The sequence below is a fragment of the Acinetobacter sp. ANC 5414 genome, assembly GCF_013004295.1.
Taxonomy (GTDB): Bacteria; Pseudomonadota; Gammaproteobacteria; order Pseudomonadales; family Moraxellaceae; genus Acinetobacter.
Window position 1 is genome coordinate 19,205 of record NZ_JABERM010000035.1, and the last position, 22,200, is coordinate 41,404.

General features: G+C 41.7%; 19 protein-coding genes and 1 riboswitch. Of the genes, 10 read left to right on the forward strand and 9 right to left on the reverse strand.

What is annotated here, in order from left to right:
- Positions 1-57: 57 nt before the first annotated feature.
- The 4 genes from HLH18_RS15650 to HLH18_RS15665 all read right to left on the reverse strand — a co-directional run bounded on the left by HLH18_RS15650 (position 58) and on the right by HLH18_RS15665 (position 3,995).
- Complete coding sequence (locus tag HLH18_RS15650) at positions 58-1,050, reverse strand: DUF2804 domain-containing protein (protein WP_171547540.1); 993 nt, start codon at positions 1,048-1,050, stop codon at positions 58-60.
- Positions 1,051-1,221: 171 nt separating this feature from the next.
- Positions 1,222-1,740, reverse strand: coding sequence for a DUF1543 domain-containing protein (locus HLH18_RS15655; RefSeq protein ID WP_171547541.1), 519 nt, complete (start codon positions 1,738-1,740; stop codon positions 1,222-1,224).
- 400 nt (positions 1,741-2,140) lie between these two features.
- Positions 2,141-3,370: a tryptophan synthase subunit beta gene (gene trpB, locus HLH18_RS15660; protein WP_166171307.1), complete on the reverse strand. Its 1,230-nt coding sequence runs from the start codon at positions 3,368-3,370 to the stop codon at positions 2,141-2,143.
- The gene (locus tag HLH18_RS15665) at positions 3,354-3,995 is read right to left on the reverse strand and encodes a phosphoribosylanthranilate isomerase (RefSeq protein ID WP_166171305.1); all 642 of its coding nucleotides are present in this window, start codon (positions 3,993-3,995) and stop codon (positions 3,354-3,356) included. Before HLH18_RS15665 ends, trpB begins: the two co-directional genes overlap by 17 nt.
- Before the next feature lie 156 nt (positions 3,996-4,151).
- Positions 4,152-4,361, forward strand: a riboswitch (cobalamin riboswitch).
- Between the two features lie 36 nt (positions 4,362-4,397).
- Between HLH18_RS15665 and HLH18_RS15670 the strand changes: the two genes are divergently transcribed.
- The 5 genes from HLH18_RS15670 (at position 4,398) to HLH18_RS15690 (ending at position 11,011) form a co-directional block, all read left to right on the forward strand.
- On the forward strand, positions 4,398-6,275 hold the full coding sequence (locus tag HLH18_RS15670) for a TonB-dependent receptor plug domain-containing protein (RefSeq protein WP_171547542.1): 1,878 nt from the start codon (positions 4,398-4,400) through the stop codon (positions 6,273-6,275).
- Between the two features lie 107 nt (positions 6,276-6,382).
- Positions 6,383-6,961, forward strand: a complete 579-nt coding sequence (locus tag HLH18_RS15675; RefSeq protein WP_171547543.1) for a cob(I)yrinic acid a,c-diamide adenosyltransferase — start codon at positions 6,383-6,385, stop codon at positions 6,959-6,961.
- A gap of 335 nt (positions 6,962-7,296) precedes the next feature.
- Positions 7,297-8,007 (forward strand): glycerophosphodiester phosphodiesterase, encoded by a 711-nt coding sequence (locus tag HLH18_RS15680; RefSeq protein ID WP_171547544.1) that lies wholly within the window; start codon positions 7,297-7,299, stop codon positions 8,005-8,007.
- A 289-nt stretch (positions 8,008-8,296) separates the two neighbouring features.
- A complete protein-coding gene (locus tag HLH18_RS15685; RefSeq protein WP_131288575.1) occupies positions 8,297-9,463 on the forward strand; it encodes an acyl-CoA desaturase in 1,167 nt (388 codons plus the stop codon).
- Between the two features lie 102 nt (positions 9,464-9,565).
- Positions 9,566-11,011: a protein adenylyltransferase SelO gene (locus HLH18_RS15690; RefSeq protein ID WP_171547545.1), complete on the forward strand. Its 1,446-nt coding sequence runs from the start codon at positions 9,566-9,568 to the stop codon at positions 11,009-11,011.
- A 62-nt stretch (positions 11,012-11,073) separates the two neighbouring features.
- Here HLH18_RS15690 and HLH18_RS15695 read toward each other — a convergent pair whose 3' ends face one another.
- Positions 11,074-11,760 carry a response regulator gene (locus HLH18_RS15695; RefSeq protein WP_081406183.1) on the reverse strand — a complete coding sequence of 229 codons (687 nt, stop codon included), beginning with the start codon at positions 11,758-11,760 and terminating at the stop codon, positions 11,074-11,076.
- A gap of 13 nt (positions 11,761-11,773) precedes the next feature.
- Positions 11,774-13,435 carry a sensor histidine kinase efflux regulator BaeS gene (baeS, locus tag HLH18_RS15700; RefSeq protein WP_171547546.1) on the reverse strand — a complete coding sequence of 554 codons (1,662 nt, stop codon included), beginning with the start codon at positions 13,433-13,435 and terminating at the stop codon, positions 11,774-11,776.
- Between the two features lie 136 nt (positions 13,436-13,571).
- Between baeS and HLH18_RS15705 the strand changes: the two genes are divergently transcribed.
- From HLH18_RS15705 to HLH18_RS15715, 3 genes are all read left to right on the forward strand, one after another.
- Entirely contained in the window at positions 13,572-14,192 is a 621-nt protein-coding gene (locus HLH18_RS15705) for a hypothetical protein (protein WP_171547547.1), read from the forward strand.
- A gap of 296 nt (positions 14,193-14,488) precedes the next feature.
- The gene (locus HLH18_RS15710) at positions 14,489-16,291 is read left to right on the forward strand and encodes an acyl-CoA dehydrogenase C-terminal domain-containing protein (RefSeq protein ID WP_171547548.1); all 1,803 of its coding nucleotides are present in this window, start codon (positions 14,489-14,491) and stop codon (positions 16,289-16,291) included.
- A 172-nt stretch (positions 16,292-16,463) separates the two neighbouring features.
- A complete protein-coding gene (locus HLH18_RS15715; protein WP_171547549.1) occupies positions 16,464-18,245 on the forward strand; it encodes an acyl-CoA dehydrogenase C-terminal domain-containing protein in 1,782 nt (593 codons plus the stop codon).
- Between the two features lie 70 nt (positions 18,246-18,315).
- Here the strand turns inward: HLH18_RS15715 and HLH18_RS15720 are convergent, their stop codons facing one another.
- A complete protein-coding gene (locus HLH18_RS15720) occupies positions 18,316-18,525 on the reverse strand; it encodes a hypothetical protein (protein WP_171547550.1) in 210 nt (69 codons plus the stop codon).
- 180 nt (positions 18,526-18,705) lie between these two features.
- Here HLH18_RS15720 and HLH18_RS15725 point away from each other — a divergent pair, with 180 nt between their 5' ends.
- A complete protein-coding gene (locus HLH18_RS15725; protein WP_171547551.1) occupies positions 18,706-19,203 on the forward strand; it encodes a phosphate-starvation-inducible protein PsiE in 498 nt (165 codons plus the stop codon).
- Positions 19,204-19,261: 58 nt separating this feature from the next.
- On the opposite strand, the gene HLH18_RS15730 is transcribed toward HLH18_RS15725, so the two are convergent.
- Positions 19,262-19,789 (reverse strand): RcnB family protein, encoded by a 528-nt coding sequence (locus HLH18_RS15730; RefSeq protein ID WP_171547552.1) that lies wholly within the window; start codon positions 19,787-19,789, stop codon positions 19,262-19,264.
- A gap of 200 nt (positions 19,790-19,989) precedes the next feature.
- On the opposite strand from HLH18_RS15730, the gene HLH18_RS15735 reads away from it, so the two are divergent.
- The gene (locus HLH18_RS15735; RefSeq protein ID WP_171540795.1) at positions 19,990-20,439 is read left to right on the forward strand and encodes a hypothetical protein; all 450 of its coding nucleotides are present in this window, start codon (positions 19,990-19,992) and stop codon (positions 20,437-20,439) included.
- A gap of 191 nt (positions 20,440-20,630) precedes the next feature.
- Here HLH18_RS15735 and HLH18_RS15740 read toward each other — a convergent pair whose 3' ends face one another.
- A complete protein-coding gene (locus HLH18_RS15740; protein ID WP_171547553.1) occupies positions 20,631-22,094 on the reverse strand; it encodes a phospholipase D family protein in 1,464 nt (487 codons plus the stop codon).
- Positions 22,095-22,200: the final 106 nt, after the last annotated feature.

Genomic DNA, 22,200 nt, shown 5'->3' on the forward strand with positions numbered 1-22,200 from the left:
TTATCACTCACCTAGTCGGTATAAATACCGACTAGGTTTTTATTATCTTGTAATGTATTACCACTTGGCATAATGCTGTTCTAACAAGCCATATTCATTTAACAAGATAATTTCCTGATCGCCTTGCTGAATGGTTCCACTAATTTTGGCTTGCCATTGGCTGAACTGACTGCCCACCAGTCTTAAATTCAGATTTTCATAACGTCGCCAGCCCGTTTTGACATCCAGATTTAATTTTTCATCCAGTGAGCGAATTGTCCAGTGCCCCTCATCCTGATGCTGGAATAAAACATCACTGACAGGATACAGCACACCATTGATCCACAAGCAGTTTTCATTGCCAAAACTTTCATTGACCCCGGAAGCCAGATTCAAACCGATCCGGTTATTTTGCGCATCCCAAAAATTGCAGGATAACCAGAACCAGGCCGTTTCCGGCCGTAGAAAACCACAGGTATCATCTAGTGATGCAAAAGTTCTTTCATTAAACTGTATGGTTTCACGCTGTTTATTGATAAAAAAACCTTCACAGCCCAAAGTCGTCAGTTTTTGCGTATAAGTCCAGCCATTAATTCCCGTCGGGCTACACATACTAAGCGGGTTTGTACCAGCACAGAAAATTCGCGCACTAAGCCTGATTTCCCCGTATTTTGTGACATGGATATAACGCACGCCATTGGCATGCTGGATATCAATTTGAAAAGGCGACTTGGAAAAAAAACTCTGGTTATAAAGCGGCTGTTCATCTACCACGGTATTGCGTGATAACAGGTTAATCGCATTCCACTCTAAAACCTCATGGTTTTGATGATTATAAATATAGAAAAAGGCATGCCCAGCCCATGCAATATCGGCAATGGCCAGACCAATCGTATAATGTCCATGCTGAATACAACAAAATTTAAACTTTTTATATTTTAATCGCTTGCGCCAACCAGTTAAGACATCGCCATAAGGTGTCTTGTACTGGTATTGATTCAAATCGATGGTTTTTGGGAGGGCGCTAAAACGTCCATAATGCGGTTGTCCATTTGATTGAATCAAATCCATTTATCAAATTCCATCTAGCTAAGAGATAACAATTCCTTAGCGTTATTATGCCTATATAAGCGGAACTTGAAAGTGTCAAAAAGCATATTTCATCGAAAAATACAAAAATTTATAATATTTCACCTGGTCTAATATTTGATAAATATAATTTATTAATCAAATAGATATAAATCAACCCTCATCCAGCATTAAATAGGTATTTTCCCAGCGGTTCGCTGAAAACTGACCTTCGACCAGCTCTACATAACGGCCATGAATATGATCAATTACAATACAATCATCTACATCTAAGATTCGGTCGGTATGTTGCTTCTGCCAATGCTTGGCAAAATAAGCCTTAGCGTGTTGTTTGGCCGCCCTAGCATTTTGTGCTACAACCAGAACATAACGATGCAGCTCTCCAAACTCCTGAGCATCGTAGCCACCCAGGTTAATTAAAAACAGATGTTCTGAAGATGAATTCGGTGCTGCATCGCTAAATTGGATTTGATAGTGTTTTCCGTCAAATTCAATCCCGTTGATTTGCGCCCAGGCATCAATATGCAACCCTTTTTGTTCGCCAAACCATGCATTTTTCAGTTGAGGATAGACTTCTTGCAAACTTTCACCAACAGCTAACACCACATCATGTACTTCTGTATTGGCACGTGCATGACGACCACCAAGCATGACGATAAATAGGCTGGGCATGATTCTCTCCTTAATTTTAATCCTCCTCCCTTGCGAAACAGTGTTTCTCATCCTTTTTCAAAGGAGGGGGAACTTTACATGACAAAATTTAGTTAGGAGAATAATTATGACATCTCAATATGATATACGCTGGCGACATGGATGTCGCCCGTTTGGCAGGAATACAAGGATGTATTCTCTGCCAAACAAAGGGGTTTTGTTACTTTTGTCCCGTCAAAAGTAAAGAATATATGTTTTTGCATCTTCGATACCCTTCTAAAAAGGAAAAGTTTTTCTGTATGTATAAAAAAATCGTGCTGAATTGCTTCCGCACGATTTTATTCTTTATAAAATCCACCCTTGCGGATTCAGAATATATTCTGAAGTCCTCACCTTTAAAAAAGGAGGGCTTCAAGGCAAATTACATCTCAACCATTTCCACACCATCAATACGCGCAACAGTCATTAAATCCTTATCGCCACGACCTGAAACAGTCGCAATAATAATTTGATCTTTAGACATGGTTGGCGCAAGTTTGGTCACATACGCCATCGCATGTGAACTTTCCAGTGCAGGAATAATACCTTCAATCTGGGTTAAATCACGGAAGCCCTGTAATGCTTCCTGGTCATTGATCGGCACATATTCAACACGGTGCATATCTTTCAAGAAACTATGTTCAGGACCAACACCCGGATAATCCAGACCGGCAGAAATTGAATGCGTTTCAATGATCTGGCCTTGCTCATCTGACATCAGATAAGTGCGGTTACCATGCAACACACCGACATGACCTGCGTTTAGCGGAGCAGAGTGCTTACCGGTTTCAATCCCCAAACCTGCTGCTTCCACACCATACATTTTCACGTCCTGATCGTTCAGGAATGGATAGAATAAACCGATCGCATTCGAGCCACCACCCACACAAGCCACCAATGCATCTGGCAAACGGCCCGCCTGTTCCAGAATCTGACGGCGTGCTTCACGACCAATCACAGACTGGAAGTCACGCACTAGCATTGGATACGGATGAGGACCCGCCACTGTACCAATAATATAGTAAGTACTGTCTACATTGGTCACCCAGTCACGCATCGCTTCATTTAATGCATCTTTCAGGGTTTTAGAGCCGCTTTCTACTGGAACCACTTTGGCACCCAGCAAACGCATACGGTACACATTCATGGCCTGACGTTTTACGTCTTCGGCACCCATATACACGACACATTCCAGGCCTAAACGCGCTGCAATCGTCGCTGTTGCCACACCATGCTGACCTGCACCGGTCTCCGCAATAATACGTTTTTTACCGGAAAGTTTTGCCAGCAGTGCCTGACCAATGGTGTTATTGATTTTATGTGAGCCGGTATGGTTCAGGTCTTCACGTTTTAAGTAAATTTGCGCACCGCCCAACTCTTTTGACCATCGCTCAGCATAATATAAAGGACTAGGACGACCTACATAGTAAGCCAGATCACGGTCGAATTCTGCCAGAAACTGTTCGTCATTTTTCATACGGAGATACAGCTTTTCTAGGTCTTCTAGAGCTGCCATCAGGGTTTCTGACACAAAACGTCCGCCATGGATACCGAAATGCCCTTTTGCATCAGGGAATTGGGTATAGTCAATCACATTATTTTGCTGATCCACGTAGGACTCCTTGCATAAAGCGTTCGATGAGTTGTTGGTCTTTTATACCTTTTGCGGACTCGACACCGCCGCTCACATCCACAGCATAGGCTTGTGTGGTGAGAATTGCCTGCTCGATATTGTCAGGGTTTAAGCCCCCTGCCAAGATGAGCGGAATATTTAATTTTGGGAAAGTAGTCCAGTCAAAGCTATGCCCAGTGCCCCCTTTTAAATCTGGATGCCAGGCATCTAACAACACAGCACTTGCCCCTGCATCCTGATAACTTTGAATTTCGGCTTGAATATCTAAACCCGGTTTCACCTGGATGGCTTTGTACCAGCGGCGGCCGACCTGTTTGGAAATCTGCTGACACTGCTCAGGACTTTCATCACCATGAAATTGCAGCATATCCAGAGGCACATCTTTTAAAACGTGTTGAATGTCATCCGCAGATGCATTAACAAATAAACCCACTGTTTGCACATAGGCAGGTACATGCTGGATCAGTTCTTTCACTTGCTCTTTGGTCACACTACGTGGACTAGGTGGAAAAAATACAAAACCAATCGCATCTGCTCCTGCATTCACAACTGAATGTATATCTTCTATTCGTGTGATTCCGCAAATTTTGGCACGGGTTCGCATACAATTCGCTCTAATTTTTTAACCTTAACTTTGCCAATTTATAGTCATGCTATAAATATGAGGGCGAATCATTGTAATGCAATTTCTTTAGCTTGCGTAAAGTTCATCCGAATAATTCTTGTCTGACGTTGTTTATCAGCCATACAATCTTTATACTGCGCCCATCTTGCAACAAGTCAAAGCCTTAAAGCTTTAGGGAAGTTGGTGCAAATCCAACACTGCCCCCGCAACGGTAAAAAATGAAACGTCAATCAATTTAAACCTCTGGTTTACGCCACTGCATGAAAATGTGGGAAGGTGGATTGGCAGCATGGTGCCTGCCCTGCACATTTAAGTCCGGATACCTGCTTGTTGTGTTCTTTAACTCAATCATTCACGGGGAGTGAATGTATGGAGCACATTATGTCTATTCAATTTCAGCCTGCTGCCTTAGCGGGTGCAATCGCTATTGTGTTAGGTTTTTCCACTGGCACCCAAGCTGCCGATCAAGCAGTTGCAAAAACCAGCTTAGATACGATTGTAGTTACCGCATCACGTAGTGAAGAAAATATTAAAAATGTTCCTGCGCGGATTTCAATTATTGAACCACATATTCTAGAACAATCTCCTATTGCAGAACTCCCCCATTTACTCATGAGCGATGCATCCATCGATATGATGCAATATGGAGGATATGGTCAAGCTGCTTCAATTTTTACCCGAGGCACAAACTCAACCCATACGCTGGTGCTTCGTGATGGGGTTCGATTAAATACGGGTTCAGCTGGAGCTGCATCTTTATCTTTTATTGATACGACTGACATTAAGCAGATTGAAGTTTTAAAAGGTCCTGCTTCTGTTTTATATGGTACCGATGCCATCGGTGGTGTAGTGCAATTGGTTTCTAAGACACCTGAAAAAACAGGTGCATTTGTTACAGGGGAAATAGGTGAGCATCAAACCTATAAATCCGTAGTTGGAGCTGATTTATCTGAAAATGGTGTTTATGCCCAAATTCGTGGTCAGCATTTGGAATCTGAAGGCACTCAAGTTACCGATTTTAAAAATTCGAATGCTAAAACCGGTGCCTATGATCAAGAAGGCTTTAGTGCAAAATTTGGTATTGAACAAAAGCAATATGCTGCATCTATAGACTATTCACAAAATGAAGGCACTTCAGTCTATACAGATGGTATTTTCAATCCTTCTTATACTCAATTACTAGGTTTAATCAATAAGTCCCAAGACTTTAAAAACGAAATCATTAATTTAAAAGGTCGTATAAATCTCAACGATACAATTTCAGTCAATGCTCGTGTATCGCAGTTTAAAGATGACCTTTCTCAAAATGAAACTGCTGATTTTATTCATAATAAAACACAAGAAGCAGAATTATATTCTAAATGGCAATTTACCCCTCATCAAAACATGATGGCTGGTGTGTCACATCGAAATACTAAAACTGATTTACTTTCGCTAGGTTGGAATACAGTTCAATATGATAAAGATGTTAGTAGTACAGGATATTTTATCCAGCATCAATATCAGAACAATCATTTGAGTACTCAGGCGGGTCTTCGTGTTGAGGATAATGAAACTTTTGGTACACATACCGTAGGCCAGGTTGCAGCACGATATCAAATTCTCCCAGCCACAAGTATTTATACCAATATTGGAACGGCTTTCCGTGCTCCAACAAATAACGATCTTTATGCGATTGGTTGGGGAGCAAATCCTGAACTCAAACCAGAAGAAAGCATTTCTTATGAAATTGGTCTAGATCAAAAAATTACAGATAGTCTTACAGTGGGATTATCTGCATATCGTAACGAAGTGGAAGACTTAATTACTTATGTGACTGATCCGGTAACATATGAAGGTCAATTATTGAATGTTAAAAAAGCGACTTTTACCGGTGGTGAATTCAATTTAAACTGGGCACAAGATGATTTAGTTTTAGATCTTTCTTATGCTTATGTTCAGCCAAAAGATAAAAGCAATGATACAGATTTAAGCCGTCGCCCACGTCAAAGTTTGACACTCACTACAGGTTTACAAAACGAGGTGTATGGTATTAGTACGTCTTTATCGGCCAAATCTAAACCTAAAAATGGATCGGGTGTAACCGGTTATGCCACTGTAAATGTAAATACCTACTGGAATATCAATCCTAATGTGAAATTATTTGCCAACATTGAAAATATTGGTGATGTGCAATATAAAAATGCTTCATATGGCGGTAATCACTTTTATGTCAACGGCGGTCGCCTCGCTTCTGCGGGTGTAACCTTCCGTTACTAAGCTCTCAACAGCAAAAAATTTTAAAACAGCGCAGTTTATGGATAATGTTATGACCGACATTATCCTTTTTTATTGCATTTAGTTTTAGGAAAATCCAAGGAAAAAATATGGGCCACCGTTTAAGTAAAATTTATACCCGCACAGGCGACTCTGGCACAACCGGACTAGGCGACGGTTCTCGCGTTGCCAAAGATGACTTGCGTATTGCCGCTTTAGGCGATGTCGATGAACTCAACTCTTGTATCGGTATTTTACGTTCACAAATTGCCGTCAGTAGCATTGAAGACAAAGCCGCTTGGGATAAATCTTTAAGCCTGATTCAACACTGGCTCTTTGACCTGGGTGGTGAAGTTTGTATTCCCAATTACAACATGGTTTTACCGGTTTCAGTTGAATTTCTGGAAAATGAAATTGACCGCATGAATGAAGCTTTACCCATGCTGAAAGACTTCATTTTACCGGCCGGAACTTTAGCTTGCAGTTATGCACATCAAGCACGTTCGGTATGCCGCCGTGCTGAACGCAGCCTGATGACGGTACATACTCGTGATCAAAATATTCAGGCAACTTCATTGCAGCTTTTAAACCGTCTTTCTGACTGGTTATTTGTAGCCTCGCGGACTTTGCAACGTGCTGAAGGCGGGTCTGAAGTACTGTGGCAAAAAAATATTAATGAGACGATTTGAACATTCTGTCAAACTCTTTATCCAAATGAGCATTTTCAGGAGTCTTACTCTGAATAATTCACTACCTGGAGCTCATCTGTTACTTTTCTTTCGGGATGAACAACGCTGTTGTGCAAGAACAAAACATCTTGCGGAGCAGCGCTCCTCACCGTAAAACTCGTCAATAACCGTCAGTAAACATCAGCTTCGCAGAAACATTTTTTTCCAATGTAGTCCTGCCTCGAACAGTTACAGATGGCGTTTACGCGTATCCAATTAAACGACCAATTTAAGTAACTTCCTGATCAAATCATTTAAGGCTACAATCATTTAAAACTATACAGAATAGATTGATTATGAGAATCATCGGACATCGTGGTGCACGTGGTGAAGCCCCGGAAAATACCCTAGGCGGCTTTCAATACATTCATGACTTGGGCATCCGTTCAGTCGAATTTGATGTGCGCCAACTGAAAGATAATGAACTCATCATCATGCACGATGACAACTTCTTAAGAACCACCGGCACAGATCAACAACTCTATGAATTAAACAGTCACCAACTCGAAGCTTATAATCAGGCACATATCTGGATGGACTGGGAAAAACAGCTTACCCCAACACTCCGCCAGACCCTGAGTATTATTCATGACTTTGAGCATATTGAAGTTGAGGTCAAAGCTGTTGCAACTATGCCTGAAGCTGAAAAACTGGTTTTAGAATTACAAAAACAATTACACGGTTTTGAACAAACTGCCGTGATCACCAGTTTCGATTTAAAAATCCATCAGGCCTTAAAACAGCAGTACTCGATCTTTAAACGTGGCTTACTGGTTGAAGACGACATCAAACGTAAAGCCATTGAACAAGCTATAGAACTCGGTTGTTGCCAAATTGGCTGGATGAATCAGCTGGCAACCGATGAAATCATTAAGGCCACCCAACAAGCCCATTTACAAATCAGTGTCTGGACGGTGAATGATATTGAACGCGCCAAACATCTGCAAAGTTTAGGCATTGACGGATTGATTACAGATTTCCCGAAAATGATGCTCGAACAACTTTAAAATAAATTTTTCGACCCCATTTCTGTGACTAAATCTGCTATTTATTCACTCAAAAATGATCTACATCGTTGCTGTTGCCGGAAGCTACCTCGACCTTCGATAAAATCAATCACGTCCACCCGGTATTCTGTTACTGTTTAGTACAATACATCTGTAGAATAATGCTAGTGCAGCTTTATTTGCTCATGCTAATATTGAGAAAGTCTTAATCCTTATAAACCGTATTGAATTAAGAATTCATTTATACCTTACCTTTACCTTTTAAAAGGTTCTAGGAGTGCTGTTGGAGATGAATGCTCCCCTACCCAAAGCCCCAATTAACTGGATTGCAGTATTCGCGTTGGTTTTTTTACCGATTGTGGCTGTAATCGCTATCCCTTTATATGCTTATCATCATGATTTTAGCTTAGGCGCATGGATCAGCTTATTTGTACTACTCGGTGTGAGTAGTTTAGGGATTACTGCGGGTTATCACCGCTTATGGGCACATCGTGCTTATGAAGCAACCTTGCCATTAAAAATTATTTTAATGCTTATGGGTACTTTTGCCGTTCAAAATAGTATTTTGTTCTGGGCTTCAGGTCACCGTACCCATCACCGTCATGTTGATGATGTCGAACAAGACCCATATTCAATTAATAATGGCTTTTGGTATGCGCATATGGGATGGATGCTTCGCAACTATCCAGCAGCAGAAGCAAACTATAAAAATGCACCTGATTTGTTAAATGACAAAGTGGTGATGTTCCAAGACAAATATTACATTCCACTGGTCATTGCCGTACATGCCGTGATTCTCACTACTGTGGGTTGGGCAGTTGGCGATATGTGGGGCGTAGTGTTATTAGGCGGTTTAGTCCGTCTGATCTTGAGCCATCATGTGACCTTCTTCATTAACTCGCTTTGTCACATGTGGGGCAAACGTCCTTATACCGACGAAAATACTGCACGTGACAATTTCATTTTAGCCATTGCCACTTGGGGTGAGGGTTATCACAACTATCACCACATTTTCCAATACGATTACCGTAATGGGGTGAAATGGTGGCAGTACGATCCGACCAAATGGTTGATCTGGTCTTGTTCAAAAGTCGGTCTTGCTAAAAACTTACGCCGTATTCCAAGCTTTAATATTAAAAAAGCAGAATTGGCAATGCGCTTTAAATATGCCGAACAGGATTTGGCGGTTTATGGTCATAATGTCAATGAAGATATGGCGGCAGCTAAACTGCGTATTGCTCAAGAATATGAAGCATTTACCCAAACTTTAAATGATTGGGCCACGCTGAAAGAACAAGAGATTCAAGCGAAAAAAGCTTCTGTTGCTGAAAAAATCCATCAAATGGACAGCAAACTTAAAGTGGATTTCCAACTGGTTGAACAGCGTCTTGCGCATCATCGCAATAGCTTGAAAATTTTAATGCGTAGTATTAAAAAAAATCCAGTTTCTGAATAAAACCGGATTCTATTGATAAAGCCCCATTATTGGGGCTTTATTCATTTTGGCCGTTCAAATTTGTTATAGTAAGCGCATCTCCTCCCATTTTTAGATTGTCCTATGCAATTTAATCCTCGTTATCCTTCGCTCAATCGCAAGCTTTATCATCATCAAATGCCGGTTCCCTTAAAAGGTGCCAAAGCAGGTCATTTCAATGAAGCTTTGGCCAATCAATTGCAGTGGTCAGAACAAGACAAAGCTCAATGGGTGGAAATCTGTAGTGGACAAAAAACCTTTACCGAATTTGAACCCTTGGCGATGGTCTATGCCGGGCATCAGTTTGGACAATGGGCAGGACAACTCGGTGATGGTCGTGGCTTACTGATTGCACAAATCCTGGATCAAAATAATCAAACCATCGACCTGCATTTGAAAGGCGCCGGTTCTACTCCCTACTCTCGTATGGGTGATGGTCGTGCGGTCTTGCGTTCCGTAATTCGCGAATATTTGGCCGGTCATGCCCTGAATGCTTTGGGCATTGCGTCCAGTAATGCGGTTGGATTCACCTCTTCCACCCAAGGCATACAACGCGAAAAAATGGAACCTGGCGCGATGATGCTGCGCACTTCAGACTGCCATATTCGCTTGGGTCATTTTGAATGGATCAATCAATATCAATCTGAATTACTAACTGAATTTACCCAAAAGTGCATTGAATGGCATTATCCCGAATGTCTGGATGCTGAACAGCCTGTTTTGGCTTTTGCCACAAAGGTGATTCAGCGCACCGCAGTGATGATTGCCAAATGGCAGCTGGTCGGTTTTGCCCACGGGGTAATGAATACTGACAACCTGAATATTACCGGTTCAACCCTTGACTTTGGTCCTTATGGTTTTATGGAACGTTTCCGTCCGAATTGGATCAATAACCACTCGGATTATCAAGGTCGTTATACCTATCAGCAGCAGCCAAGTATTGGGCACTGGAATTTATGGCAATGGTTAAACAACCTGGTTCCGCTCTGCCCTACAGACTATGATAAAGAACACTGGAAACAGGATTTGGTAGCATGTTTAGAGCACTATGAGCCAACCTTCTTAGAGCACTATAAACATGGTTTAAACCAGAAAATGGGCTTGCCAAGTTTCCATAAAGACAGTTTTGATTGTGGTATGGCTTTCTTACGAATTCTTCAAAGCGAACAACTGGACTATACCCAAAGTTTTATTCGACTTCAGAACAAACAATTTGAGTTAATTAAAGATGACTGTCTGGACCGACGCCAATTTGAAAGTTTCTTGGCCCAATATGAAAGTATTCGAGCAAACCAAGAAACAGATGAACTTGATGCTGAAATGCTTAAAGCCAATCCGCAATATATTCTACGCAATCACATGGCACAAAAAGCGATTGAGCTGGCGGAACAGGATGATTTTTCTGAAGTGAATCGTTTATTTGAATTGCTCAGTCAGCCTTATACCAAGCAAACAGATTTAGAACAAGCTGAAGATTTAGCGCCATTGCCAAGTGATGTGCCTGAAGTGATGGTGAGCTGTTCTTCTTAAACTTTTAGCTCTGCAATAAAAAAACTCCGAATTGGGAGTTTTTTTTATTAAGAATATAAAGCTTAATCTTCAGGATATTCAAAACGATAACCTACACCATACACTGCTTGAATCCACTCATGACGGTTGCCGGTTTCAGCCGCATCGGAAATCTTACGGCGCAGGTTTTTAATATGGCTGTCAATCACGCGATCTGCCACATCAAAACTGTCAGGGTTAATATGATCGAGCAATTGTGCACGTGAATATACCTGCCCAACATGCTCCAAAAACAACTCCAATAAACGGAATTCAGTTGGCGTCAAATTCAGGGTTTTTTGTTGATACCAAATGCGTTGTTGGGCTTTATCCATACGGAACAAGCTGTTTTGTTCTGGCTCTGCATGACGGTCTAAGCGACGCAAAACCGCTTGTACACGTGCCACCAGTTCTTTCGGGCTAAAAGGTTTACAAATATAATCATCTGCACCCATGTTTAAACCCAAGACACGGTCAATTTCTTCAGTACGTGCAGTGACCATAATAATCGGCAAATCAGACTGTTCACGTACTTTACGGCAAATGGTTAAACCATCCATACGTGGAACCATTAAGTCCAAAATCATCAAACTTGGTTTACGCTGAATAAAACTGTCATAGGCTTCTTGACCATCATGAAACATACTGACTTCAAAACCCGCAGCTTCCAGATAATCTCGCACCAATTGTGCGAGTTCAACTTCATCTTCAACCAGCATGACATGTTTCATGAATCTCATCCCTTTATTTGTTTAACTGTTTTGGAAAAGTCAGTTTGCAACGCAAACCACCCAATGGAGAATGTTCAAAACTCAACTTCCCACCCAATGCCTGCGCAATTTTACCAGATAATGCCAAACCTAAACCTGTACCACCGGTACTCCGCGTTCGCGAATCATCAACACGGTAGAAACGCTCGCCTAAACGTGCCAATTGTTCATCACTCAATCCGAGCGGACTATCATCGACAATCACACTCCAGTGCGTAGCCGATTGCTCGGTATGCACACTAACTTCACCACCCGCTTCAGTATAGCGAATACTGTTGCCAAGTAAGTTGACCATAATTTGTTTAAAACGATCTATATCTAATTGTAAATTCGTACCTTTGCCTTGCACTGAAATAGATAAATCCGCTTGGGCAAACTTGGGTTTGAAGTTTTCAACTTCCTGTAATACCACATCCCAAGGATTTACCTCAGCCATATAGCAGGTTAGCTGCTGTGCTTCAGCTTGGGCTAAATCTGCCAAATCCTGAGTCAGTTTTTTCAAGCTGGTGACTTGACGAAGCATCGATTCAAAATGTTCAGGCGTCGGTTTACGAATACCGTCCTGCATCGCTTCAATTTGCGCTTGCAGTACTGCCAATGGTGTTTTTAATTCATGTGAAGTATCTGCCACCCACTGACGGCGTGATTGTTCATGTTGATCTAGAATCACTGCCAATTGATTAATTTCATTTGATAAATCACCTAACTCATCGTTACGGTTAATTTTCACCTGATGCTGATAATGTCCTTTAGTCAATTCACGGGTTGCATTGAGCAAGCGTTGAATCGGCTTTTTGAAATAGGTCGCCAACAATAAAGCGGCAATCAAACTGCTTAAAAAAGTTAAGCCATAAATCAGTAGTAAATAGCGTTTTTGGTTGCTAAAGAAATTAATACTTAAAGCATCATCTTTATCCAGCACCGGTTTTAAACCTAAATAGCCGACAATTTTATCATTCACCATAATCGGGCGATACGAAACTGGGATGTCGGATGGCTCACCGACCACAAACTGTTTGTTGGCATCATACAGTGAAAGTCGTGAACTTAAGCCCAAACGGTCAGGCATGGAAATAAACTGCTTCTTCTTGCCTTGATTTTGAGTTGAATCTGTTTGTGCATTATCCGCTTTTTTATCCGTACGAAATATATTTTGATTGGCACTTAAAGGAAATTTAAGTCCTTCAAAAGGCTGATATTCAGAAGGTAAGTTCTGTTCCATCAAGCGAAGTTCTTCTGCATCAACCACCGGTTTGCTTTGTTCTGCCGGGTTCAAACTGGGTGAAACACTGAGTAAGGTGTTTTCCTGAAAATAACGCTGCTGCAAGGCAATATCATATTGACGACGTAACCACCAGCGTGACAACCTGTCATAATCGTCGGGAGCTGCAGTGCCTTCAATCTGTAAAATCTGCGCTTGAATGGCATTGCCCCAATCATGATAAACTGTATACACCCCTGCCAAATTGCTGATGACATGATCCAGCTTCTGCATTTCAACATCTGCCACATATCTGGCGAAGTTCTTTTGCATGGTCCAATGCAATACACCTAGGCTGACAGTCGTAATCACTAAAGTGGTGAGTAATACGGTCAAAAACAGACGTAAGGCGATCGGAACACGACGAATATTCAAAAGCAAAATCTCAATATTTTTTTCTCAATTTATTATTGTAACTAACCCGGTAAAAAAAAACTCTCCATTGTTTCTTCATCATTATTGTTTAATCTTTAACTTATCAAATTTCGTTTTTTCATTGGAGATAACAACAATGAATTCCATGACAAAAATAGCTTTAGTGAGCGCAAGCCTAATCAGTATGGGCGCTTTAACAGCCTGCCAATCGACCAACACGGTTCAGGATAAAGATGGCGACCACCCGCGCATGATGCGAGATCATCATCAAAAGCATGAGCGCAACATGACACCCGAACAGCGTGAGCAGTTCCAGCAAGCCCGTGCTGAACGTAAACAAGTATTTGAACAAATTCAAAAAGCGTGTGATGCAAAAGCTGCCGGTACAGCAGTACAAATTAAAGCCGGTGAAAAGACCATTAATGGGACTTGCGTGATGCAATTCAATCCTGATCGTGCAGAGATGAAGAAAATGCGACGTGAACATCGTGCTATGCAGGGCGAAATGAAAGGCATGGGTATGCAATACGGTGAACCTTTAACCGATGCCAAACGTGCAGAATTGACCAAGCAATTTGATCAGCGCTTGGCTCAACACCAAGCGCATCAGCAAGCCATGTTAAAAGCTTGCCAAGGTCAGCCCAATGGCAAGGCTGTTCAAGTCAAAATGGGAACACATACCATCAATGGTAAATGTGAAGTTCGCTTCCATCCTAGAACTCTGATGGCTCCTGTCGCAGTAAAACCTGCATCGTAAAAATTTAACCAAAGTAAAAAAGGCGCAACTCTGCGCCTTTTTTATTGCTGATTAAAAAATTGGCGATTTGACTATTTATGCCACTAAATAAATCATAAAAGCATTTACACTCAATGTACTTAGCAATTTTAAGCTAGAAATCTTTGACTTTACAGTCACCAAGAAAACGCATGCAAACGCTTGTACCAAGTAGGAAGATGTTGCACGATTAAGCCATAGAAATACGTGTCATAGAAGGCACGTGCAAATGTTGATTAGGATTATAAGCTGGTTAAACCAGTATTGAGGAAACCGATATGCCACAATACAAAGCGCCCTTACGCGAGATGCAATTCGTTCTCCATGAATTATTAAATGCAGAACAACATTATGCCAAACTCCCTGCATTTCAAGAAACCGTAAGCCGTGAGTTGGTTGATCAATATTTAGAAGCGGCTGCCGACTTCTGTGAAAATGAACTTTCTCCTCTTAACCAAGTGGGCGACCGTGAAGGTTGTACTTGGAATGACGGTGTTGTAACGACGCCTACAGGCTTTAAAGAAGCCTATCAAAAATATATAGAGTTGGGCTTCCCGTCATTATCTGCTGAAGAGCAATATGGTGGTCAAGCCTTGCCTGTTTCTTTAGGCAACGTGATCTCTGAAATGGTGGGTACTGCAAACTGGGCATGGGGCATGTACCCTGGCCTTTCGCACGGTGCTGTCCGCACCTTGGAACATCACGGCTCTCAAGAACAAAAAGATACTTACTTGCCTAAGCTGGTTTCAGGTGAGTGGACCGGTACCATGTGCTTGACAGAATCTCACGCAGGTTCCGACTTGGGGATTATCCGTACCAAAGCTGAACCAAATGCTGATGGCAGCTATGCAATCTCTGGCGAGAAAATCTTTATCTCTGCTGGTGAACACGACATGGCGGATAACATCATCCATATCGTGCTGGCTCGCCTTCCTGGCGCACCTAAAGGCACTAAAGGAATCTCGTTATTTATCGTTCCTAAATTCAACCTGAATGCAGACGGTTCTTTAGGCGAGCGCAATACCGTTCGTTGCGGTTCAATCGAGCACAAAATGGGTATTCACGGTAACGCAACCTGTGTACTCAATTTTGATAACGCAAAAGGCTTCCTGATTGGTCCTGAAAACCGCGGCTTAAACTGCATGTTCACATTTATGAACACTGCCCGTATTGGTACTGCGGTACAGGGGCTTGCGGCATCTGAAGGTGCTTTCCAGGGGGCACTTACCTATGCAAAAGACCGCTTGGCAATGCGTTCACTTTCAGGTGTTAAAGCGCCAGAAAAAGAAGCAGATCCGATTATTGTTCATCCTGCTGTACGCAACATGCTGTTAACGCAAAAATCTTTTGCTGAAGCTGGCCGTGCATTGGTTTACTTATTGTCTTTCTATGCAGACACTGTAGAGCAAGGTGCAACTGAAGAAGAACGTAAAGCTGCGGACAACATGTTGTCGCTACTGACTCCGATCGGAAAAGCATTCCTGACTGAAACGGGTTCTGAATCTGCGAAACACGGTGTTCAAGTGTTCGGTGGTCATGGCTTTATTTCTGAACACGGGATGGAACAGATTGTTCGTGACACTCGTATCGCTTGCTTGTATGAAGGTACTACTGAAATTCAGGCACTTGACTTGTTAGGTCGTAAAGTTTTGGGTACTCAAGGTGCAATGTTGAAAGACTTCACCAAGATCATCCACAAATTTGTTGAAGCAAACAAAGACAATGCTGCAATGAAAGAATTCGTTGAACCACTTGCTGCTCTTAATAAAGAGTGGGGTGATTTAACCATGCAGATTGGTATGCGTGCGATGCAAAACCCAGATGAAGTCGGTGCAGCTGCGGTTGACTACCTGTACTTCTCCGGTTATGTAACCCTTGCTTACCTATGGGCTCGTATGGCACTTCTCGCTCAAGAAACGCTTGCTGCAGGTACGACTGAAGTTGACTTCTACAACGCCAAAGTAACCACTGCACGTTTCTACTTCAAGAAAATCCTTCCACGCGTACGTTCACACGTAGACGTGATTGCAGGTGGTGTAGAGCCATTACTTGCTTTAGATGCTGAACACTTCGCATTTTAATTTTCATAAAGTTTTAACTTGATGAACAGGAGAAGGACGGTCATTGATTTGACAGTCCTTTTTCTTTATAAAAGATGCAAAAATTAATCTTTAGTCGTCTAACAACACTATTCTTCATCGCTTAGACTCAACTAAAACCGAACTGACTCAAACAATAAACAGGTAACACCTTATGCCAATTTATAATGCACCGCTTGCAGATATGAAATTCATCCTGAATGATGTTTTTAATGCAGAGCAATTCTGGCAAGCCAATGAAAATCTTGCCCATGTAGATGCTGCAACGGCTGAAGCTATTCTTGAAGAAATGGCGAAATTTGCCCAAAACGTCACTTTACCGATTAACCGTACCGGTGATGAAGAAGGCGCTAAAATTGAAAATGGCAAGGTGACCACACCTGCAGGCTTTAAAGAAGCATTCAAACAATACGCTGAAGGCGGCTGGATTGGTCTGGGTGCAGACGAAGAATGGGGCGGTCAAGGCATGCCAAAAATGCTGACTGTACTTGCAGATGAAATGCTGTTCGCAACCAATCCATCGTTCCTGCTCTACCCACTTCTTTCTGTGGGTGCTGGTATGGCGCTCAACAGTTATGCATCTCAAGAGCAAAAAGAAACCTATTTACCTAAAATTTACTCTGGCGAATGGTCAGGTACCATGTGCTTAACCGAGCCACATGCCGGTACAGACTTGGGTATTATCAAAACCAAAGCTGAACGTAACGAAGATGGTACTTATAACATCACTGGTACTAAAATCTTTATTACGGGCGGTGACCACGACTTAGCAGAAAACATCATTCACTTAGTCCTTGCGAAAACACCGGATGCACCTGCAGGTTCACGTGGGATTTCACTGTTCATCGTGCCTAAATTCATGGTCAATGAAGATGGTTCACTCGGTGAACGCAATGCGGCAGGCCCAGGTTCAATTGAACACAAAATGGGGATTAAAGCCTCTGCAACTTGTGTAATGAACTTTGACGGTGCCAAAGGTTACCTTGTAGGTAAAGAAAACGAAGGCTTAGCAGCAATGTTCGTGATGATGAACTACGAACGTTTATCTATGAGTATTCAAGGTCTAGGCGCTTCTGAATTTGCCTACCAAAATGCAGCGCAATATGCGACTGACCGTATTCAAGGTCGTAGCGCTTCTGGCATTCAATCTCCAGCCAAAGCAGCAGACAGCATTCTGGTGCATGGTGATGTACGTCGCATGTTGTTAAATGCCCGTGCAAACAATGAAGCATCGCGTGCTTTCGCAGTTTATGTGGGTCAACAACTGGATATCACCAAGTTCTCTACCGATGCGGAAGCAGTGGAAGCTGCCAATAACCGTGTTGCCCTGCTTACACCAATTGCAAAAGCGTATTTAACCGATACTGCTTTTGATGCAGTGATTGATGCACAAATGGTGTTTGGCGGGCATGGTTTTATTCGTGAATGGGGTATGGAACAATGCGTACGTGACTTACGTATTGCACAAATTTACGAAGGCACCAACGGCGTTCAGTCTCAAGATTTGATTGGTCGTAAAACCATTAAATGTAAGGGTGAATTCATTGCCGAATATATCCAGGAGATTCGTGACTTCGCTAACAGCCTAGATGCTGACCTGAACTTCATTAAAGATGCCACCTTAGATGCAGCAACTGAAGTTGAATCAGTGACGCAATACGTGATTGAAGCCGCACGTGAGAATGTTGAATTCTCGAACTCTGCTGCTGTAGATTACCTGCATGCTGTAGGTCTTTTAAGCTTCTCTTACATGTTCGCAAAAATTGCCAATGCAGCGAAAGCGAAAGAAGGCGAGTTCTATCAAAACAAGGTGGCGCTTGCTCAATACTTCGTGCAACGCATTTTGCCTGAGCTTGCACTACGCATTACCAAAGTAAAAGCAGGTCCAGAAGTAATCATGAACTTCAGTGAAGATTATTTTACCAACCAATCTTAATTTAAAGCAGATATAAAAAACGCCTGCATTGTCAGGCGTTTTTTTCATCTTTTTTTTCATCTAAAATGAATTATATTTTTTCAACCATAATGGAATCTGAGATTTTTTTGCTGCTTTGTGCGTCTTGATGAATTTTCACAATTTTAATCACGCCCTCGGATTGTAAATTTTCACATAAGGCAATCAGCTTCTGCATTTCATCTCCCTTAATCCCCGAACCTAAAATAAGTTTTTTACCATTTTGTAAACTATTAATTTTTGTTTGAATTGTTTCTAACATTTTCTTTTCCCTGATCAATGAAATAACCATTCATACAATATATCAATTCCATATAAAAAAAATACAGCCCATTGAATTATTTATAACATTCATTTTATTGCCTTTTAATGTGCATGAAAATTGCATACTGTTTAATACCAGTTTCATACAAATACTCATCTAATATAAAGGAGGAAAAACATGCCAAAACCTGATGCCAAAGTTGAAAAAATTGAAACCCTCCTCGACCGTTTCGGAAATATCGCTGTAGAAAGTTTTCATTATATTGCGCTATTTATTATTGGCTGTATGGTGATCTGGTCTGCAGGCAATACCGTATTTCACATACTTACAGTGAAGCAATTCGCCACCATTGACGATATTCTGCTGTTATTTATCTATCTTGAACTGGGCGCCATGGTCGGTATTTATTTCAAGACCAATCACATGCCAGTACGCTTTCTGATTTATATCGCGATTACGGCGCTCACTCGCCTACTCATTTCGGATATCCAGCACGACCATAAAGCAGATATGGACTTGGTGATTATTACCGGTTCGATTCTGATTCTGGCTTTTGCGATCTTGGTGGTACGTTATGCATCTTGGACTTATCCATCTGTCATTCGTGACAAACATAGTGAAAAGTCATTACCCGAAGGTAAAACCCCACGTCCACAAGATGACGAACTGGCGTAATGCTGTTTGTTCCCTCTCCTTCTAGGAGAGGGTCAGGGAGAGGTTTAAAATCAGCAAATCAACGATTCGGCACCAACACATAGCGCCCATGGTCATAAATCCAGTACATCCCTTTCGGTGGTGCAGGCAAACCTAAACGTTGCCAATCCGTAATTAAGGTATGGCTTGAACTTTCAATCCGTGCCGTATTCGGATCGCCATTTACCCAGCTATAGCTTTGAGAATTATGAGTGATGGTCGTTGGCGCACTATATTGAATGCTAATGCCATTTTGTATCGGTGGATATCCACCATGGGGTGGACGTGAGGGATAATGTGGGTCATTGGGGTGATTTTGCGGATAGTGATTATATGGATAGCTATTTCGTGGATAACTCTGTTGTGGATAACGTTGTGGTTGTGAATAGCCAGGATACTGCTGTGGATCGTTATTTTTTGGATAGCTATTTTGGGGATAATTAGGCCGATGCTGATACTTGCTGGTATCCACACCACGATAATTGGACCACTTATTTTCCGCTTGCGTGGTCGCAGAAGCCCCCAAGAGCACCATGCCCCCCAGAGCACAAAGCATTGCTACTTTCATCAGAGCCTCCGAACGATGTTGATCACATCATATAGTTTATAAACTGATTTTAATCCCTAGTTTAGGATAAAAAATGGATAAAAAAACAGCAAATGCAACGTTTTGTAAATTAAATTTTGCTGTGACTTCATGCTTTCGTGCATCTAGGCGCTGAATATGTTTATGCTAAGATATTCTTTTTTGTTACTGGATCAAACAGAGTGGCTGATTTAAGTTTTGACCGCCTACATCAATTCTTTTGCAAAGTGCCGAGCGTACAAGAAGCATTGATTGATGCGTATGGTTCAGATGGTCAACATGCATGGTGGTTTAAATTTCAGATCAATGTCGATCACCCGCTTGCATGGCAAACCGTTCAGGAATTGGGTCATGTGCTGAATTACATTTCAAAGAATGAACGTCTTCCAACCCAGTTCTTACCTGTTTCACCACCACCCTATATGAATGGTGAGGCTAAAGAGTTTTTGGCGTGGGTGATTCAATGTAATCATCCTGACTTTCCACCAGATGTGGTGTGTGACTGGTTAGAAGCGCGGTTACCGCAACCGGTTGAAGACGAAAGTCAGTGGAAAATTAAAACTGATTTAAAAGAACTCGATAAAATGAAAGATGCTGATTTGGATGCATTAATTCCACCGAATCCTTTATAAAAGGTTGATATAAAAAAGAGCGTATAAGCGCTCTTTTTTATCTTTAACAGATTGAATCTCCCCTTGCGCTGTTATCACAGTTCATCTTTAAAAAGAAGGACTTCCATCCGTCCTTATCCATCCTTAAATAAGATGGCTCCTCCCTTTCTCAAAGGGAGGTTGGGAGGGATTTAAAAATTTGGAACGATTTTCTAAAACGTCGACAACCCACTCCACTCCATAAAGCGGTAAATGCCATATTTGAGTTTCGATTCATCTGCATATTGACTGTAATCGACACTCATATTTTTGCCATCCAAGTTTAACCAGGCTGTATCAAAATATTGATTGGCATCGCTAAAGACTTGTGCTTGAGATGCACCCACAACACGTAAATTGGTTTCCAAATTATAATTTTTAATATTACGTGCGGTGAAATTCGCAGAACCTAAAATCAACTCTGAATTTTGTGCATTACGTTTCACAATCATCTTGCTATGACACTGCTCCCCTTGGGTATTACACCAGCGCACAGGTACATCCGCATCATTCAATTCAGAGGCGACCTGACGGTTAGGAATACCATTCTTTTGACGACCAAAAGCATCTTTATTCGGATCGAGTAAGACACGAACTTTTACACCCCGTTCATGAGCTGCTATTAAAGCTTTCACAATATGACGTTCAGAAAGATAGAACATCGCCAGATCAATCTGTTCTTGTGGCTTGGCTGTTTCAATCAGTTTGATTGTTTCATCAAAAATAGCTTTTTCAGTCAGTACCTGAACTTGCGGCAAAGATTTTTCGCCTTCAAACTCACCGACAATCACCATCGGAATGTCACCTTTGGACATTCTCCCTACCGCCTGTTCGGTCTTTAACACATCAATTGCAGTATTGCCTGAAACCACCAAAGCCACGTTTGAATGACGTGAACTGCCATCATGCGGATTTGCAGAAGTGACCAAGGCTTTCCAGCCCTGTGCGGTATCTACAACCACAGTTTTGCGATGATTGGCTCTAAAATTGAATAAATTGAAATAACTCCGCAAGGTGATTTTTTCAGGACCAAATGGATTGGTGAGCCAGCCTTTTTCAGGATTATTGCCCGCATCCTGACAACAGATATACCAAAAGCCCGACCACAATGGATTGGATGCGCGTAACGGTCTTAAATCCGTTTCAATCACATCAATACCGGCTGAACGTAACTGACGATAATGCTCGGGTGCAACACCGCCATAAACAGAATTAATTGGGTCAGTAATCACTTTAATTTCAATATTTGGCTGTACACCACGTTTTGAAATTAAGGCATCGGTTAACTGTTGCGCCAGTGTGCGATGCGCAAGCGTTGATTCACCAACTTCTTTATTGAATAAAAACATGTCCAGCACAATGGTGGTTTGCGCTTCATCAATCATTTTTAACATTTCATTAAAAATAACCTGGTTTTGTTGTTGTTTACCACTGGCATCAATATAGGTTTGATCTGCTAAAAATTTCACCTCGGCATGGCGCAACTTACCCGTAAAATCCAAGCCCTCTGGCAAGGGTTTATAGGTGTGATAAATCGCAGATGAGAGATATCCCAAAGCCAACAAACCGATCATCACGCTGACATAACGACGGCGTGACCAATTCAATTTCTGATGAATTCGTTGAAAAATACGCATAACAAAAAACCTAGTCCAATGGCATCAGACTAGGTTTTATTGCTTTATTTTTCAAGAGGATTTCTGTGAATCCTGTTTGAATGATTTTATCTACGCTAACTTTTGC